Annotated in this window: 10 protein-coding genes; 5 read left to right on the top strand and 5 right to left on the bottom strand. The window is 41.5% G+C overall.

Features of this window, described 5'->3' with window-relative positions:
* Nucleotides 1-31: 31 nt before the first annotated feature.
* Complete coding sequence (locus ACTQ9S_RS06435; RefSeq protein ID WP_440454527.1) at nt 32-1,363, bottom strand: GNAT family N-acetyltransferase; 1,332 nt, start codon at nt 1,361-1,363, stop codon at nt 32-34.
* A gap of 659 nt (nt 1,364-2,022) precedes the next feature.
* Here ACTQ9S_RS06435 and ACTQ9S_RS06430 point away from each other — a divergent pair.
* Entirely contained in the window at nt 2,023-4,242 is a 2,220-nt protein-coding gene (locus ACTQ9S_RS06430; protein ID WP_068034240.1) for an NADP-dependent isocitrate dehydrogenase, read from the top strand.
* Nucleotides 4,243-4,494: 252 nt separating this feature from the next.
* On the opposite strand, the gene icd is transcribed toward ACTQ9S_RS06430, so the two are convergent.
* A complete protein-coding gene (gene icd, locus ACTQ9S_RS06425) occupies nt 4,495-5,754 on the bottom strand; it encodes an NADP-dependent isocitrate dehydrogenase (RefSeq protein ID WP_068034238.1) in 1,260 nt (419 codons plus the stop codon).
* Between the two features lie 468 nt (nt 5,755-6,222).
* Here icd and ACTQ9S_RS06420 point away from each other — a divergent pair, with 468 nt between their 5' ends.
* Both ACTQ9S_RS06420 and copM read left to right on the top strand, forming a co-directional pair.
* Complete coding sequence (locus ACTQ9S_RS06420) at nt 6,223-6,837, top strand: pseudouridine synthase (RefSeq protein WP_068034237.1); 615 nt, start codon at nt 6,223-6,225, stop codon at nt 6,835-6,837.
* Nucleotides 6,838-7,006: 169 nt separating this feature from the next.
* Nucleotides 7,007-7,846 carry a CopM family metallochaperone gene (copM, locus tag ACTQ9S_RS06415; RefSeq protein ID WP_350655496.1) on the top strand — a complete coding sequence of 280 codons (840 nt, stop codon included), beginning with the start codon at nt 7,007-7,009 and terminating at the stop codon, nt 7,844-7,846.
* Between the two features lie 168 nt (nt 7,847-8,014).
* On the opposite strand, the gene ACTQ9S_RS06410 is transcribed toward copM, so the two are convergent.
* Nucleotides 8,015-10,024: a M61 family metallopeptidase gene (locus ACTQ9S_RS06410; RefSeq protein ID WP_440454461.1), complete on the bottom strand. Its 2,010-nt coding sequence runs from the start codon at nt 10,022-10,024 to the stop codon at nt 8,015-8,017.
* Nucleotides 10,025-10,486: 462 nt separating this feature from the next.
* On the opposite strand from ACTQ9S_RS06410, the gene ACTQ9S_RS06405 reads away from it, so the two are divergent.
* Nucleotides 10,487-10,972 (top strand): FKBP-type peptidyl-prolyl cis-trans isomerase, encoded by a 486-nt coding sequence (locus ACTQ9S_RS06405; RefSeq protein ID WP_068034232.1) that lies wholly within the window; start codon nt 10,487-10,489, stop codon nt 10,970-10,972.
* Between the two features lie 483 nt (nt 10,973-11,455).
* Here ACTQ9S_RS06405 and ACTQ9S_RS06400 read toward each other — a convergent pair whose 3' ends face one another.
* Nucleotides 11,456-13,684, bottom strand: coding sequence for a carboxy terminal-processing peptidase (locus tag ACTQ9S_RS06400; protein ID WP_440454460.1), 2,229 nt, complete (start codon nt 13,682-13,684; stop codon nt 11,456-11,458).
* Between the two features lie 631 nt (nt 13,685-14,315).
* Here ACTQ9S_RS06400 and nagZ point away from each other — a divergent pair.
* Nucleotides 14,316-15,404: a beta-N-acetylhexosaminidase gene (gene nagZ / locus ACTQ9S_RS06395; RefSeq protein WP_440454459.1), complete on the top strand. Its 1,089-nt coding sequence runs from the start codon at nt 14,316-14,318 to the stop codon at nt 15,402-15,404.
* Between the two features lie 102 nt (nt 15,405-15,506).
* Here nagZ and ACTQ9S_RS06390 read toward each other — a convergent pair whose 3' ends face one another.
* Entirely contained in the window at nt 15,507-17,105 is a 1,599-nt protein-coding gene (locus tag ACTQ9S_RS06390; protein WP_068034226.1) for an OmpA family protein, read from the bottom strand.
* Between the last annotated feature and the right edge of the window lie 692 nt (nt 17,106-17,797).

Below are 17,797 nucleotides of genomic sequence, written 5' to 3'. Positions count from 1 at the left end.
AAAAGCCGATATTAATCATGATTATCAAACCTTATTGATCATGATCAATAAACTTGGGCATATTATCAATATTAAATGGTAATGCATCATGTGCTTGCTGGCGATATCGCGCCATTTGTAGTCGATCTTTTGTACAGAAGTCTGCAATCGCTGGTACAAAACGCGGATCATAAATACGGTGCAAAGAATGCGTTTTGGTTGGAATAAAACCCCGTATTAATTTGTGCTCGCCTTGAGTACCTGGATCAAAATTTTTCAGACCCTGCTCAATGGCAAACTCAATGCCTTGATAATAGCACAGCTCAAAATGCAAGCTGTCATACTCACCAAGCGCTCCCCAATAACGACCATATAAAGTCGCATTTTCGCTATGAGGTTTATCGTATAAAAACAAGCTACTGGCAATAATCTCATCATTACTATCATAAGCTTGCGCTAAAAACAGATACTCAGGCATGTCTTTTGCCAATGCCATAAAAAACGCTTCTTTTAGATATGGCTGCTGTCCGCGAACGGCATAGGTCATCACATAACAATGATAAAACGCCTTCCAATCCGCATCAGTAATTTCATCTCCGCACTTACGAACACAGTAAATTTCTTGTGCAGCAACCTTCCTACGCTCAGCGCGAATATTTTTACGTTTTTTAGCAGTCAATGTCATTAAGAACGCATCGAAGTCCGCAAAGGGCTGACCATCTTGCAGTAAGTCCTCATTCTGCCATAGGAACTGACAGCCTTGGCGCTCAAGGATAGGATTGTTTGCAGTAAGCTCTACTATTTCAGTATTGGTTACTTGCGCTGGATCAACCATATGATTGGCAGGCATTGATGACGTCGCAAGTTTGGCTAATTCTGGCGTCACAAACAACCCATGCCAGCCTGATGCTCCTACTTGCTGCGCGATATCATCCACCCCTGCTATCGCAGTTTTTACAATATCGGCGTTAAGCGTTTCACCAGCTGCCAACCACAATCGCTGACCGGTAATCGGTGTATAAGGCGAGCTTGTCACCAGACGCGGGTAATAATCGATGCCGTAATGCGCATAAGCCTGTGCCCATGCGTGATCAAAGACGAATTCGCCACGATGATGGTCTTTTACAAAGACTGGCATGACAGCGACAGGCTGAGAGATGTCCACTGGTGCTGTGGTGGTTGGATCATCTAACGCTTCACTCTCAGCACCATCTGTACGATAGACCAAAATGAAGATAGGCAACCATCCTGCCCGCTCACCAATCGCACCGGTGTCTATCAATGCCTGCCAAAAGGCAAACGACATAAAAGGGGTATCAGGCAGTTGCCAATCGGCTCGACTCTGCCAACTGGTATCGTTAAGTAGCGCATACTGTAGATTCATAAGGCTCACACTGTTTTCTCTTTATCGTCTAGCCTACCAAACGTCAGATATTTTGCTGTCACAATTTGCAAAAAATGCAGATAAAATAAACATCGAAAATAGATAATTTATCATAATGGTTTACAACCAAGCATAAAAAAGCCACCTACAAAAATGCAGATGACTTTACTTGACGTTTTATTATTTAATAACAATATTAAGTGCTGTTTGTCTGTCAATTGTATTTGCAATGTGTATATATATACCGATTTTATCGCTTTTACTTTAAAAAACAGGGTTAAAGAGCGGTACTTGAATGGAAAAGATGATATCGAGGCTGATGACTGGTAGAATAACGTTGTTATTAGCTTAATATAATTCCGATACATAGGATATGAGCGAAAACGGTACACTTAGTTCATTATATAAGATTGACATCGTATCGTATTTATAGTGGATTCACTATGATATGCCGTCAACAGTTCACTTTCAAACAGTTTAGAGCGTATGTTCTAAGTCTTATTTTAGTGAATGTTAGCGACTGAAGATTTTCAGAAGTTTCCAAGTGTTTTAAGACTACCTACGATTTGTTCAAATTAACCGCATAATCATTATTGCATAGACTTGTTAAGTCATATTTAAGCTCTATTATTCACTACAGACTAGAGGAACAATTATAAATGTCAAAGATTATTTATACCAAAACTGATGAGGCCCCTGCTCTAGCAACCCTATCCTTCTTACCTATTGTTGAAGCTTTTACAAAAACAGCAGGGATTGCTGTTGAAACCAGTGATATCTCTGTTGCCGCGCGAGTATTGGCTGAATTCCCTGAATACCTAACAGAAGAACAACGCGTTCCAGATAATTTAGCTGAGCTTGGTCGTCTAACACAAGACCCTAACACCAATATTATCAAGCTGCCAAACATCAGTGCTTCTGTGCAGCAGCTTAAAGCTGCTATCAAAGAGCTGCAAAGCAAAGGCTTCGCGTTACCTGATTTTCCTGAAGATCCACAATCTGACGAAGAAAAAGAGCTACGTAAGCGTTATGGTAAAAGCCTAGGCAGTTCGGTTAACCCCGTATTGCGTGAGGGTAACTCAGACCGCCGCGCTCCTAAAGCCGTCAAGAACTATGCTCGCAAACATCCGCATTCTATGGGTGAATGGAAACAGTGGTCAAGCACGCACGTGTCACACATGCATGGCGGCGACTTCTATGATGGCGAACAATCGATGACCTTGGACAAAGCCCGTAATGTACGTATGGACTTGTTACTTGATGATGGCACCAGTAAGGTCTTGAAGCCTAAAATTGCGCTACAAGATAAAGAAGTCATTGATTTGATGGTCATGAGCAAAAAATCATTATTAGAGTTTTATGAGCAAGAAATGGAAGATTGCCGCGAAGCTGGCATCTTGTTTTCACTGCACGTAAAAGCAACTATGATGAAAGTGTCACACCCTATCGTGTTTGGACATGCCGTCAGAATTTATTATAAAGATGCATTTGACAAGCATGGTGCTTTCTTCGATGAGTTAGGCATTAACGTCAACAACGGTATGGCTGACCTATACGACAAAATCTCAACACTACCGGCATCAAAGCGTGAAGAGATTGAGCAAGATTTGCATGCTTGTCAAGAGCATCGCCCACGTCTGGCCATGGTTGATTCTGCAAAAGGTATCACCAACTTCCATTCACCAAGCGACATTATTGTCGATGCATCTATGCCTGCTATGATTCGCAATGGCGGTAAAATGTGGGGCGCTGATGGCAAACTATATGATTGTAAAGCCGTCATGCCTGAGTCTACCTTTGCCCGTATTTATCAAGAGATGATCAACTTCTGTAAATGGCATGGTAACTTTGACCCAACAACTATGGGTACTGTCCCTAACGTTGGCCTCATGGCACAAAAAGCCGAAGAGTATGGCTCGCACGATAAGACCTTTGAGTCTAGTGATGCAGGTATTGCACGTATTGTTGACGTTGATACCGATGAAGTATTGCTTGAAAAGCGTGTTGAAAAAGGCGATATCTGGCGCATGTGTCAAGTTAAAGACTTACCTATCCAAGATTGGGTTAAGCTTGCCGTACGCCGCGCGCGTGAATCAGACACCCCTGTCATCTTCTGGTTAGACCCATACCGTCCACATGAGAATGAGCTGATCAAAAAAGTCAATACTTACTTGAAAGATCATGACACTGACGGCCTGCATATTGAAATCATGTCACAGGTTCGCGCCATGCGTTATACCTTAGAGCGCGTTGCTCGTGGTCTTGATACTATCTCAGCAACTGGTAACATTTTACGTGACTATCTAACTGACTTATTCCCAATTCTAGAGTTGGGAACGAGTGCCAAGATGCTATCTGTCGTACCGTTAATGAAAGGCGGTGGTTTGTTTGAAACGGGTGCAGGTGGTTCTGCTCCGAAGCACGTTGAGCAGCTAGTAGAAGAAAACCACTTACGTTGGGATTCACTAGGTGAGTTTTTAGCATTGACGGTATCTTTAGAACACTTGGCTAGCAACGATGACAATGCTAAAGCTAAAGTATTGGCAGATACGCTAGATAAAGCGACAGAAAAACTGTTGCTAAATGACAAGTCACCATCACGTAAAACTGGTGAAATAGATAACCGTGGCAGCCATTTCTATCTAGCCATGTACTGGGCCGAAGAGCTAGCGGCACAAGAGCAAGATAGCGAACTAAAAGCGCAATTTACACCATTTGCGCAAAAGCTGAAAGACAATGAAGACGCAATTGTTAAAGAGCTTAGTAAGGTTCAGGGCAAGTCTGTAGACATCAAAGGCTACTACTATGCAGATGAAGAATTGGCTAAGCAAGTAATGCGTCCAAGTGCCTTATTTAATGACACTTTAGCATCGTTATAATTGATTGCTAGAGTTATTAGTCTTGTGTAGGTAAGGTTAGGTGGATTTGCACCTTAACTTATCAAGCCTGTAGAACGCCCCAAAGTTCTTAGATCTTTGGGGCGTTTTTTTGTGCTAGTTATAAAACTTTCGTAAAAGCTAACTGTGAAAAAACACCATTAAAAACGACGATAAAAAAAGCTACCTACATTATTGTAGATGGCTTGTTTAACACTTATATTAAATTGCTTTTAGCTCATGATAGAGCGATGACTATGCATCCATATGCTTAATTATCGCCTTACCAAACTCAGAAGTACTAAGTAAGATAGCATCTGGCATTAAGCGTTCAAAGTCGTAAGTGACCGTCTTATTAGCGATAGCACCTTGAATACCTTCGATAATGAGGTCTGCTGCTTCGACCCAGCCCATATCACGTAACATCATCTCAGCTGATAGAATTAATGACCCTGGGTTTACTTTGTTCTGGCCAGCATATTTAGGCGCAGTACCATGAGTCGCTTCATAGACAGAGACAGCTCCACCTTTATTAGCACCTGGTGCGATACCAATACCACCAACCTCAGCTGCTAGTGCATCCGAGATATAGTCACCGTTCAGGTTCAGTGTTGCGACTACTGAGTAATCAGCAGGGCGCATCAAAATCTGTTGTAAGAACGCATCAGCGATTACGTCTTTGATGATAATATCATTACCCGTTTTTGGGTTTTTCATCGTCATCCAAGGACCACCATCTAATAGCTCAGCACCGAAACGCTCTGCGGCTATCTCATAGCCCCACTCTTTAAACGCACCTTCGGTGAACTTCATAATATTACCTTTGTGAACCAGCGTCACACTTGGCAAATCATTATCGATAGCATGTTGAATGGCCTTACGCACTAGGCGCTGAGAGCCTTCTTTTGATACTGGCTTGATACCGATACCACAGTCATCAGAGAAGCGAATCTTCGTGACACCCATTTCTTCTTTTAAGAATTTGATGATTTTCTTGGCTTCATCACTGCCCGCTTTCCACTCAATACCTGCATAGATATCTTCTGAGTTTTCGCGGAAAATAACCATATCAGTTAGCTCCGGATGGTGAACTGGGCTTGGTACGCCTTCAAACCAACGTACTGGACGCTGACAGACATATAAATCAAGCTCTTGACGTACCGCCACGTTCAACGAGCGAAAGCCGCCGCCAACAGGCGTAGTCAATGGGCCTTTAATACTGATAACATAGTCTTTTAAAATCTCTAGCGTTTCACTTGGCAGGTAATCACCATCGTAAATTTTGGCTGCTTTTTCACCTAAGTAAGCCTCCATCCAGATGATTGATTTTTTGCCATGATATGCCTTATCCACTGCAGCATTAACCACTTTTATCATGACAGGAGTGATATCTACACCGATACCATCACCTTCAACGAATGGGATGATTGGATTATTAGGGACATTCAACGACAAATCAGCGTTTACGGTGATTTTTTCTCCGTCTCTTGGTACGATAACCTTATCATAGGACATGAATAAAACTCCTTGGTTGTATGTTATAGGTCGCAAGCACGCTTATCACTCTGTTATGCTAGCTAATTTCCTACTGCACAAATTTAACAATGGTTGGTTTTTTTAGTTGTGAGCTATATAAAAATCTGTAAAAAATGTTATAAATCATCAGGATCATAGTACTAAAATAAGGTGCTAGATGATAATTTCTCTGATACATAGGCCATATACGAATATCAATATTGCAAATACCACTATTTTAGTATGGTTTTAATCTTACCTCTTTATTGTATGATAGTAATAGATTAATTAACACAGTCTGTAAGTATTAAATACCTAATTAAGTACACCCTAACACCTATCGTTTGATTGCTTGGTTTCAAAATGTCAGACAATAGTATTTACCCCTGTTTCTCTTTCTCATCTGTTCTCCTTTTTTATTTTATTAAACTTTCTTAATTTACTCTTCTGTTTGGATATATCTGCTCTATGTCGACATCAAGCCTCATTTTATTCAATAAGCCTTACGGGGTGCAAAGTCAGTTTCGGGACGATAGTAATAACGACCATACCACTTTATCGCAATACTTCACTGACAAGTCCTTACGAGTCGCCGGTCGACTTGATGCGACCTCAGAAGGTTTACTGATTTTGACAAGTGATGGTCGGGTAAATAAAGCCATTACACATCCGCCAAAAGCCAATGATGGGCACAAACAAGGTAAAACTTATTTAGTGCAAGTTGAGGGCATCCCTACTCCTCAGCAACTAAGTCAGCTTGAAAAAGGCGTTGTTCTTAAAGATGGAAAAACCCTACCTGCCAAAGTCAAACAGTTAAGTGAAGATGAGTTACCAATGTCCCTATGGCAACGTGACCCACCGATACGCGAGCGTAAAAGCGTGCCAGACTCATGGCTGATGCTGACTATCTATGAAGGTAAAAACCGTCAAGTAAGACGAATGTCGGCGCATGTTGGCTTACCTTGCTTACGCCTCATTCGCTGGTCTGTAGCAGGATTTGAATTAGGCGATCTAGAAGTTGGTGAATTTGTACGTATTCACCTAAATAGCGAGCGTTGCCAACAACTGGGTATTATGATGTAACCGAATGTATATTAGCGCAAATTTGGCAACGACATTTAAAACGGTAGCGTCTCGAATTGGTAAGGTTAATCTGCTAAGATTCATTATTTGTTGTGTTTCAGCTCTATAATTCGTCAAACTGTTAATCTATTTGACTGTTTGACTTGCTTGTTTATGTTAAGGATATGTCATGACCTCTTCTTATCACTATCGTTTCGCTATTCTCGCTGCTAGCGTAGCATCGGTACTCGCGCTGAGTGCCTGTCAGCCAGCGACTGAAAATACTGAATCTACCAAAATAGAAGAGGTGGTAGCACCCTCAATCGAGACATCTAAAACAGACGACGCTCAAACGATAGAGGCACATGCAGGCCATGACATGTCAAATGTCGACATGAGCGCTGATGATATACAAATGAGCGATATGCTCAAAGACTACACCAAGTCGATGACTAGAATGCATGATGAGATGATGATTGGGATGAACTATAATGATCCAGATACTGCATTTGCTAAGGGAATGCTGGGACATCATCGTGGTGCGGTGGAAATGGCAAAAATTGAGCTGAAATACGGTACTAATCAGGCGATGCGTAAGCTGGCGCAAGAAATTATTGATTCGCAGCAAACTGAAATCGATATCATGAACAAATGGCTTGCCAGCCACCCTGATGCGGCTAAACCTAAACCTGATACTCAGGCAATGCAGCAAGCGTATGCCAAGGGTATGGATGCAATGCATGGCGAGATGACACTGGGTATCGCAAACCCTGTACCTGATATGGCGTTCGCTCGCGGCATGTTACCACATCATATAGGCGCAGTAGATATGGCAATGGTTCAGCTAAAATACGGTACTGATGCAGAAATGCGTAAGCTGGCACAGCAAATTATTGATGAACAGCAGCCTGAGATTGAAATCATGCAAGACTGGATTGCTAAGCATGATACCAACGATGTTCTTGTTAAGGATGGCACTATTGATCATGAAGCTGATACGCAAGAACAAGTTAAGCAACCTACTAGCTAAAGCCCATTAAACTCATTGAAGGTTTAATAATATGTTTCGTTACTTTGTTTAAACATCTACTAATATAAACCCTTGCTAGGCATCGTTGCTTAGCAAGGGTTTTTTAATTCCTCTCATTACCATAGATAGATAATTGCTATTTTATTAATCGCTATCAGCTTAGTAGGTTTATTGCTGATAGCGCTTCATCCCGTCAAGCCATCCTTGCCAAGCTGGAGCGATGTCAGTACTGTCTACGCTCTCTTCTGAAAACTTATCCATTCTTGCCAAACTCAGATTTATTTTATGTGGCAACGCTTTTTCTATATTATCTTGCGCTTGCACAGCAGCTTTAGGTAATACGGAGACACGCATCAGCTCATCACGGCGAAACAAATGACAGCGAACCTCATGCTGAGCGTTGCTTAAAGACACTAATTGCTTGTTATCAGCCTTGATACCATCAATAGCGACAATAACATCATGAGCAGATATTCCAGACTTTGCAGCGGCACTACCGCGTTGTACTCGATTGACCTTTAGACCGGCTGGCGTCTCGCTACAGCGCATGCCCCAAGGTACTTTTTTATCTGCGGTATCTTTGATGTCAACATGGATTTTAATGCCATTGGCTGTCAGTAGTTGCTCAAGAGGTAACTCTTCTACGCCATTGACATAGCGGTGCTCAAAATCTTCCCAATCTGCTACTGGCATAAACTGACCAATCACCGTACTCATATCGGCACTGCTGATACCAATACGCTTATTGTCGTTTTTCTTTGCTTGATTATAAAACGCCTTCACCACATCGAATAGACGATAGCGACCAGCACTTTTTTGCTGCAACGTCAGATCTAAGCATAACGCGACCAATGCGCCTTTATTGTAATAACTGATACCTGCATTACCGGTGTTTTCATCGCTACGATAAAGCTTAATCCAAGCATCAAAGCTTGATTCTGCGACACTTTGGTGCGCGCGACCATCAGTCTGATAATAGCGATTAATTTGTTCGGCTAATAATTTGAGGTAACTTGCTTTATCAATTACCCCTGAGGCTTGCAACATAAAGTCGTCAATATAAGAAGTAAAGCCTTCAAACACCCATAGCAATGGCGTAAAGGCTTCCTTACGCAGATCTACGTCTAGCATGACATCTGGACGCACGGTCTTGACCCACCACGAATGAAAGTACTCATGACTACATAAACCTAAAAAGCGCTGATAGTCGGTACTTGGTATTTTAGGTTCATCAACACTTGGCAAGTCACGACGCGGCGTGATTAGGCTGGTTGAATTAATATGCTCAAGGCCACCATAATCTTGACCACTGGCATAAGTCATAAAGGTATAGTCGTCAAATGGCGCATCGCCTAGCCAATTCACATAAGCCTGACAAATCTGAGTCACATCTTGCTGCAACCGGCCCATGTTTGCATGGTGTTTGCCAGAGATAAAAAAGCGATGACTCAATGTCTGATGCCCATCATCCTGAATAATAAAACTAAACGACTCTTGAGCTGCAATCTCAAACGGATGATCTATTAGCTCATGGTAGCTGTCTGCCTGTAGACTGTAGCCATGCTTACTACTCCCATCCTGCGCATCAATGTGTAGATGAGTGGCTTCAAGACCACATGCCAGCACCACATCACTATTATCCTTGCCTTTCAAATCATCGTCCATTACCTGTTGACCGGCTGTAAATGCTGTGGGCACAATAAGACTCACTTGTACTGGTTTAAGCTCCTGTCCTTCAACGGCTAATGCGAGCGAAGTAAAGTTACCATACAAACGCTGCTGATCGACATAAGCGGTGCGTACCGATAAGTCGTAGCAGTAGACTTCATAATGCACCCTCAACGTCTGCCCTACTTCAACCTGTGGTAATTGCCAAGTGTTTTTATCAATTTTATAGGCGCGATGTTTAGGATGACTATCCTTACTATTAGCTACGTTTTCTATTTGATAATGAACTGCCGTAATATTGCGAGCGAATTCACGCATCAAATAACTGCCGGGTATCCATGCTGGCAGCCATAAACACGGCGATGTCGTCTCTGCGATAAAGCTGAGCGTAATATCGACTAAATGCTCAGAAAAGCGAGTGAAATCGAGTCGATAACTGATGTCAGTGGCCGATTTACGCGAATCATGCTGATTTGATTGGTTGTCTGAAGAACTAGATACTGAAGTCATAGTAAATTCTTATTATGGTGTTTAAGGTTATGGTAGAAGCCTCGAGAAGAAAACGCAACTGATAAGAAAAGAGACATATAGTCAATACACTTTGAAGAGAATACAGAGTTATTGGGATAAATTTTTTCAAGCCTCTGTCTGGCAAAGCGCACAGCAAGCGAGGAAAATTTATACTAGTAACATGTTAACAGAGCCGTATTTATATTATTCCGAACTGCCTATAAGTAACTTATATAGTAATAATTGGATTAATTTCATTAATATTTATATTTTTTATGTTTTTTGCCTTGAAAGTTATTACGACCATCTCTATTAAAGATGCTAACTGCTAAAGTTACTTTGATAAACTAAAATAAACTGATGATAATTGACTAATGATATGGCTTTGAGCTTACTGATTGGCTTTTTTAGGTTTATTGCAACCGCATTTAATTTTTTATATAGATATATTTAGGATAATTTATGACTACTATCGCAAAAGACACTGCCGTCAAATTCAATTACACCCTAAAAGACGACGAAGGCAACATTCTTGACCAATCTCCAGAAGGTCAACCACTTGCTTATTTGCATGGCCATAGCAACATTATTCCAGGCCTTGAGCAACAGCTAGAAGGTAAATCTGCTGGCGAACGAGTCAATGCAGTTGTTGAGCCTGCTGATGGCTATGGTGAGTATCAAGAACAAGCAGTGCAGCATGTGCCACGTGATAACTTCCAAGGCGTTGATGATATTCAGCCTGGTATGCAGTTCCAGTCAGAAGCTGGCGGCCAAGTAATGCTAGTGACGGTTACTGAAGTTACTGATGACGAAGTTACTGTTGATGCTAACCATCCACTAGCTGGCAAGCGTCTAACTTTTGATGTAGAAATCCAAGAAGTACGTGCAGCAACTGAAGATGAGCTAAACCACGGCCATGTACATGGTGCAGGTGGCGTTGAGCACTAATCTATTGTAAGTTATATAGAGAATTAAACGACGGGTAAATTAATTTACTTGTTGTTTAAATGAGAAAAGCCAGTAGATATTGCTACTGGCTTTTTTATGGGCTCATTTTACTAAATAAAAAACCTTTAGTAAGACTCAACTATAATAATTAAAAACGTTTTTTTCACCTAGATTATGCTTTTATAAACGTAATAAAACCGCATAACGGCAAGCGCTACGCGGTTTCTGTTACTAACCATCCTTGTTAATGCTATGCCATATCCAATCCCAAGATACAGTATAACTGACAGGCATCCAGCCTTATCATCCGTAATCAGCAAGCCATCCCTGAAACAATTTATAGACAACCTATAAATACCAATCCCTAGTATCAAAAATAGTATCGTCAAACTGTGCAGTGGGTCTATAATCGCAGATTACCCTATCTGTGGTAAGAGGCTATAGCGTCATTGCGTGTAAGCATATACTTACACTGCTTTTTATCTAAGGTTTTATAGCCGTTTGCAGCTTCTCTTCAGGGCTAGCTGTCAGTTTGGGATCAGCACTAAGCATCAAATAAGCCGCTTCATTGATGAAAGCTTCATCCTCAGGTAACTGCGGACGTTTATCAGCTTTCATCTGACTACGTTCTTCAAATTTTGCATCCATTGCTGCCTGATAAGTGTTCCAATTGGCATACGGACGCTCACCAGTAGCTTTTAGACGCTTGTTTTCAGCTTGTAGTGAGCGCTCTTCGATTAGTCTCATTTTCGCACGGCGACTGTCGATATCAAGTTCAATAGGTTTTTTCTCATCTTCCATATCACGAATGTCGTTCAAGGTCGATAGATAGACAAACTGCGGATTTTGTTGCTGACGAATTTTAGATTGCTGATTTAATGTTGCAAGCGTGTTTGAGCTGAACTTACCCTCAGGCTTGTATGCAGCCGTTCTGATAGTATCCCATGGCAATGCTTTTTTCTGTGCGCGCTCACCAAAGGTAGCATCATCATAGATATTGACCAACTCTATATCAGGTACGACGCCCTTATTTTGTGTACTACCACCAGTGATACGGTAGAACTTACGCTGGGTCAAAGTCGCAGAACCCAAAGCCAGATTATCTAGCTGAATTTGTGCAGAGCCTTTACCAGTTGTGGTACTACCAACAACTAGGCCTCGGCCATAATCTTGAATCGCTGCGGCAAATATCTCACTAGCAGAAGCCGAGGCTAAGTTAGTAAGGACAACTATCTTGCCATCATATAGCTGTTTGCCGCCATCGTCATCGCGATACACTTGAATATTGCCACGGTTATCACGAATCTGTACTAATGGCCCACTCTTAATAAATAGCCCTAACATCTTCGCAACTTCATCCAATGAGCCACCAGGGTTATTACGTAGATCGACTACGAGGCCATCGATATTTTCTTTATTTAATTCCTTTAAAGCCTTTTCAGTATCGATACTGACACTGCGATAATCTTCACCATTACGACGTGCACGATAATTCAGATAAAAACTTGGTATTTCAAGCACACCAATACGTTTTGGTGTCGCATCAATATTAGGACGCTGTACTTCTACGACACGCTGGGTTACGCCCGATTCTTCTTGCTGAATAATATCGCGAACCACAGTGACGGTACGGGCGCTTGCCTCCGGCGCACTAGGCTGACGCAACTTGAGCGTTACTGACGTTCCACGCTTACCGCGAATCAAGCCTACAATCTCACGTGTCGACCAGCCGACCACATCGGTCATAGTCTTGCCATCTTCAGCAATACCAACAATCAAATCGTTAGGCTTTATTTGTCCGGTTTTGGCTGCAGGTCCGCCATCGACTAAAGTAACGATACGCGTATAGTCTGGATTTTTACGATCTGGACGAATAGAGACGCCAATGCCTTCTAACTGCAAGCTCGATTGAATCTGTAGTTCGGTCGCTTGAATAGGTGCATAATAATTACTATGCGGATCATAGGTAAGCATAGCGGTATTTAGTACCGTTTCCATGATTTCGTTATCTTTAAGACGTTTCATCTGCCCTTGCTGACGTGACAAGCGGTTCAGTAAAATCTCGCTTGGCGTACGCTGATCATCGCGAACTAAGTCTTGACCACGAGTAATATCAGGATTATCTAAGAATATTTGCTCTTTACCTTTTTCGCTTTCTTGACCCAACGTAATACTCATCAACTGGAATTTTAGCTGACGCGCCCAATAATCGCGTTGGTCTTTTTTGGTTTTAAAATGACTAAGCTTTTCACGGTCGAGAATAATGGTTTCATCACTGGTCAAATCAAGGTCGGTTTTGAGCATTCTTGTGGCCATCTCAAAATACTCATTTGAGCGTTTGCGATAGCGTTCAAAGATATCTACGCCGGCAGATAAATCACCACGCTTGAGCCGATTACCAAATTCACTAGCATATTTTTCTTTAAATTCATCAACATCAGACTGCAAAAACAACGTATGGTTGGGATCAAGATTATCAATATACATAGATAAAATTTCACTGCCCATCTTGCTATCAAGCGGCTGGTTCAGATAATGACTGCGATCTAGTAGTGCAGCGACTTGTCTAGTTGTAATTTTCTGTTCAGGAGTTTGGGCAAAGCCTGCGGTATCAGTGTTTGCCACTGCTGTGCCATAGCTTTGCGTCAAAATAAGACCCGCGACGCCAACTGACGCTACGCTGAGTAACCACTGTGCTGGTTGTTTTTTCATTATATGTACCTAGTTGTCTTAAGTGATAAAATACCTAAAGTATATCTTTTCTTGATTTAGCTTATTAGTAGAGAGCATTGAAGCCAATTCGCATCCAATACAATTGAACAATAATAAAAACGAATTTCATCATATTTTTAAGATTGTAATATCAATCAAGCTAGCATTAAAAGCTAGCAAACGCACTACCGTTGTTTTTATTTTTTCTGTACGAGCCAGTATAATTTACTAACAACGCCTAATTAAAAAGCATTTAATATTATCATGGTCATTAGTTTACAACTGTCTCAAACTGTATAAACAATCTTACACGCTACGCCTGCACATACCAAACTTTCTGTCATCTTTATTGTGCTCGCTGTCATATTTATTATAGTCATCTAACGTAATTTGTGCTCATGGTTTAATACCTAAACGGTAATCAAGTTAAATCTATTGGCTACCTCAAACACTACCTGCAAGATCAAGATAGGTCTTAGGATTGATAACTGGCATAATATGTTGATAACTAAAGAGTAGTGCTTATTCATTTTGATCAATTGACTCAATAACAGAAACTAGTATCAGACAACAACAGAAATTAGCATTAAAAACTAACAATATAAGTGCACAGCACTCTAAGGATTTTGCAATGTATGGTGTATTAATGATCGATATCGATAGCACCGCACTGACGAATGAAGACGTCAGTTTGCTCAAACAAGCACAAGTTGGCGGGGTAATATTGTTCGCTCGCAATGTAGCAAATGCGGCTCAAGTTCGCTCGCTTTGCGATAATATTCGTTGTCATAATCCTGACATTCTAATCGGGGTCGATCAAGAAGGCGGACGCGTCGCACGGTTACGTGATGGGTTCACACCGCTACCGGCTATGGGTAAGCTTGGCGAGTTATTCGATCACAATCCTACTCAAGCCTTAAGTTGCGCCTATGATTGTGGTTATCTGATGGCAGCTGAGGTATTGGCGGTAGGTATCGATTTAAGCTTTGCTCCTGTGCTTGATAGAGACGGTATTAGCCAAGTAATCGGTGATCGCAGTTTTCATGAAGATCCACAGGTAATCGTTGCCTTAGCGACTCAGTTTATGCGTGGTATGAGGGCGGCTGGTATGGCGACTACGGGTAAGCATTTCCCTGGACATGGCGCTATCGCTCCTGATTCTCATGTAGCAGAAGCCATTGATAACCGTAGCCTTGATGAAATTTTAGCCAGTGATATGCAGCCTTTTGCTCAGACTCTACCGTGGCTCGATGCGTTGATGCCAGCACACGTGATATTTTCGCAGGTAGATGACAAGCCAGCAGGGTTTTCGAAAATTTGGCTAAAAGACATTATTCGCGATCAACTTAAGTTCGATGGCGTTTTATTCTCTGATGACTTATGTATGGCAGGAGCGCAAGCAGCTGGTGATATCAGTGCACGTGTGCGTGCAGCTATTGAAGCAGGCTGTGATATTGCACTCGTATGTAATGATCGTGTTGCAGCCCATGAAGCGGCCAAAGCTGCTCAAGAGCTGCCCTATCCTAATCAAAGCCGAATCAAAACCATGTGCGGGCAGGTGCCTTCATGGCAAGGTGATCTTGAGTCTACTTGTCGCCAATTTGAATACTGGCAGCAAGCTAAAGACAATGTGCTGAACACGTTCTTTAATGCTCAGTCTGACAGTTCACTGTTTGAAACTGAGAATAGCGAAACTCTAGATCCGACGGCTTATAGATAATCGGCTTTTTGCCCATGTAGCCATATTATATACAGTATAAAAAACCGCATCTTAATTATAAGTGCGGTTTTTCTTTCTTAAAATTTAATGACGTAGTTAGTTTTACTGAGCATTTGGATCTAATGCCGTACCTTTACTTGGATCATCACCATCAGGTAATAAATCATCGTTGTTACTATCTAATGGATTCAAATCTGGATCGATAGAATTATTAGTGATTGCCCCGTTGGTTCCATTATTATTTAAGGCAGCTTCATCGTACACAGTAAACTCAATGCGACGGTTGCGGAAGCGCCCTTGTTCGGTTGAGTTATCAGCGATAGGATCGCTTTCGCCCATACCTTTAGTCGTAAGCTTGGTCGCATCAACACCTTTAGATATAAGATATTCTTTTACCGCCTCAGCACGATCACGAGACAATTTCATGTTATAAGCGTTAGAAGCCTGATTATCCGTATGGCCGATAATCATCAGCTCCATATCAGGCACTTCTTGGATAAGAGTGGCGGCACGATCAAGGAATGGTTTATTTGCTTCTGGAATAAGTGCCGCATCAAGCTCAAAATTAACCACCTGTATACTCAAAGCACGAGCAACGTCGCGGGGATTTGGATTTTCACCAAGGTTGTCAATGGCGGCATCTGCTGCCACTAGGCTATCATCAACCTCACCTTGTAAGTCTAACGGACCTTCGGCTCTTACTGTCATCGCTGGAGCAGCGGCTTGCAAATCAGCAACTAGCTTATCGAGTATGCTTGCATCAGCAGAGTTAACAACAATCTCATTACCTTTAATAATCATACTAGCGTTTGGTACGCTTTTAATGATTGGTAAGATAGAAGCCAATTGAGCAGCAGCTGGCATATCAGTTGCAAAGCCATCATCTACATCCGCTCGGCACTTATCAGCTTCATTCCCAAAAGTGCTACTCATCGCATTCATAACTGTCGTTTGTAACGCTTCATCACCGACATTCATACGGCAAGCATATAAGGTATTGGCTTCACCAGTAGAGATATGCAGCGCGGCTGGCTCAACATCGGCTGCGACTACAGTTTGTTCATCAGTGGCAGCTGATTGCTCAGTGACAACTGGCGTTGCGACAGGCTCGGGATTATCCTGACATCCTCTCAATAATGCCCAAGCTAAAGCGCCTAATATAATCAGACCTATAATAGGTAGTAACGCTTTCATAAAACTGCCTGACTCTTCTTCTTTATGCTGTAGCGGAGCCATGCTTGTAGTATCAGAGATACGTGTACCAGCAGGAACAGCAGCAAGCATACCAGCAGGTATCACAGCACTGGCCCATGCAGGAATATGGTGCTGATAATCAGCGAAATTGTCACTCAAAAACTGCGGTACTGGCGTCGTACCTGCTAAACTTTTAATTTCGTGATAAGCAAGTGGTGCTGCCATAGCCACTAAACCACGCGACGCAGTGGCATCGACATTATGAGCACCAGCAAGCTCACGTGAAATATTGTCACGGTGCGAGCCATCAGTCCAGACGCGATCATAAAAACCTTGATCGTCACGAGCAATGGTTTCATTAGAGAAACGACCATAAGTATCTTTGTCTGCTAAACGCGCAGCAAAAATGGCATAAAACTGTTCAAGTAAATTTTTCTTAGCTGGAGATCGATCATCTCCTAAGACTGCTGGGCTAACAGTGCGTGTCAAATGACTAATAATATCCATAGTATATCCCCTCCAATTACTGTTGTTTTGTATAGCCTTCCCGCTGTAAAACCATTGCAACTTCAACCGCGCTAGCCATATTAAGACATCACTTGGGATCAGTTTTTTTATTAATGCTACATTGGGTTGACTACGTATATCTAAATCAATTAAATATAAAAACTAGCTATTATGCGCTTACTTATAAATGGATAAATAAAACCAAACTGCATAAAGTGAAAATTTAAGTGTTTTATCTGCTATTTACTAAATATTTTTTACTTAGTTACTTTTTACTTACTTTTACATTAGTTAATTTCGAATTATTCACTTTTGACAAGTCAGTTTTTAAATCCACTTAACCATTTATTATCTTCAGCTAATGAGTATTATAAGAGTAATGAATAAGTCATCTCTACAAACGCGCTGTTGTGCAAATGATACATTAGGTAATTTTTCAGATGTAGCACGTAACTATATTGATAATAAAGTACGAATTACTAACATAAATACGAGAAATGGTGTAAGAAATCAAACGTTTGCAACTGCTTATGGTTAAGTATTACATTATCTAGTTGCCAAGTTTTGAATATGATTTTGGAGGGCTCTACTAATTCACATCATCCATTTATACTTAAATCAACAAATTTATGTCAAATTGCACTGTTTTCTTTGGAGACAAAACCTACTATATATTGAAAATAAATGCCAGA

This window comes from Psychrobacter sp. ASPA161_9, assembly GCF_051970275.1.
In the GTDB taxonomy this organism is placed as follows: Bacteria; Pseudomonadota; Gammaproteobacteria; order Pseudomonadales; family Moraxellaceae; genus Psychrobacter.
Note: the sequence above shows the minus strand (reverse complement) of the source record. Positions and strands in the feature narration are given on the sequence as shown.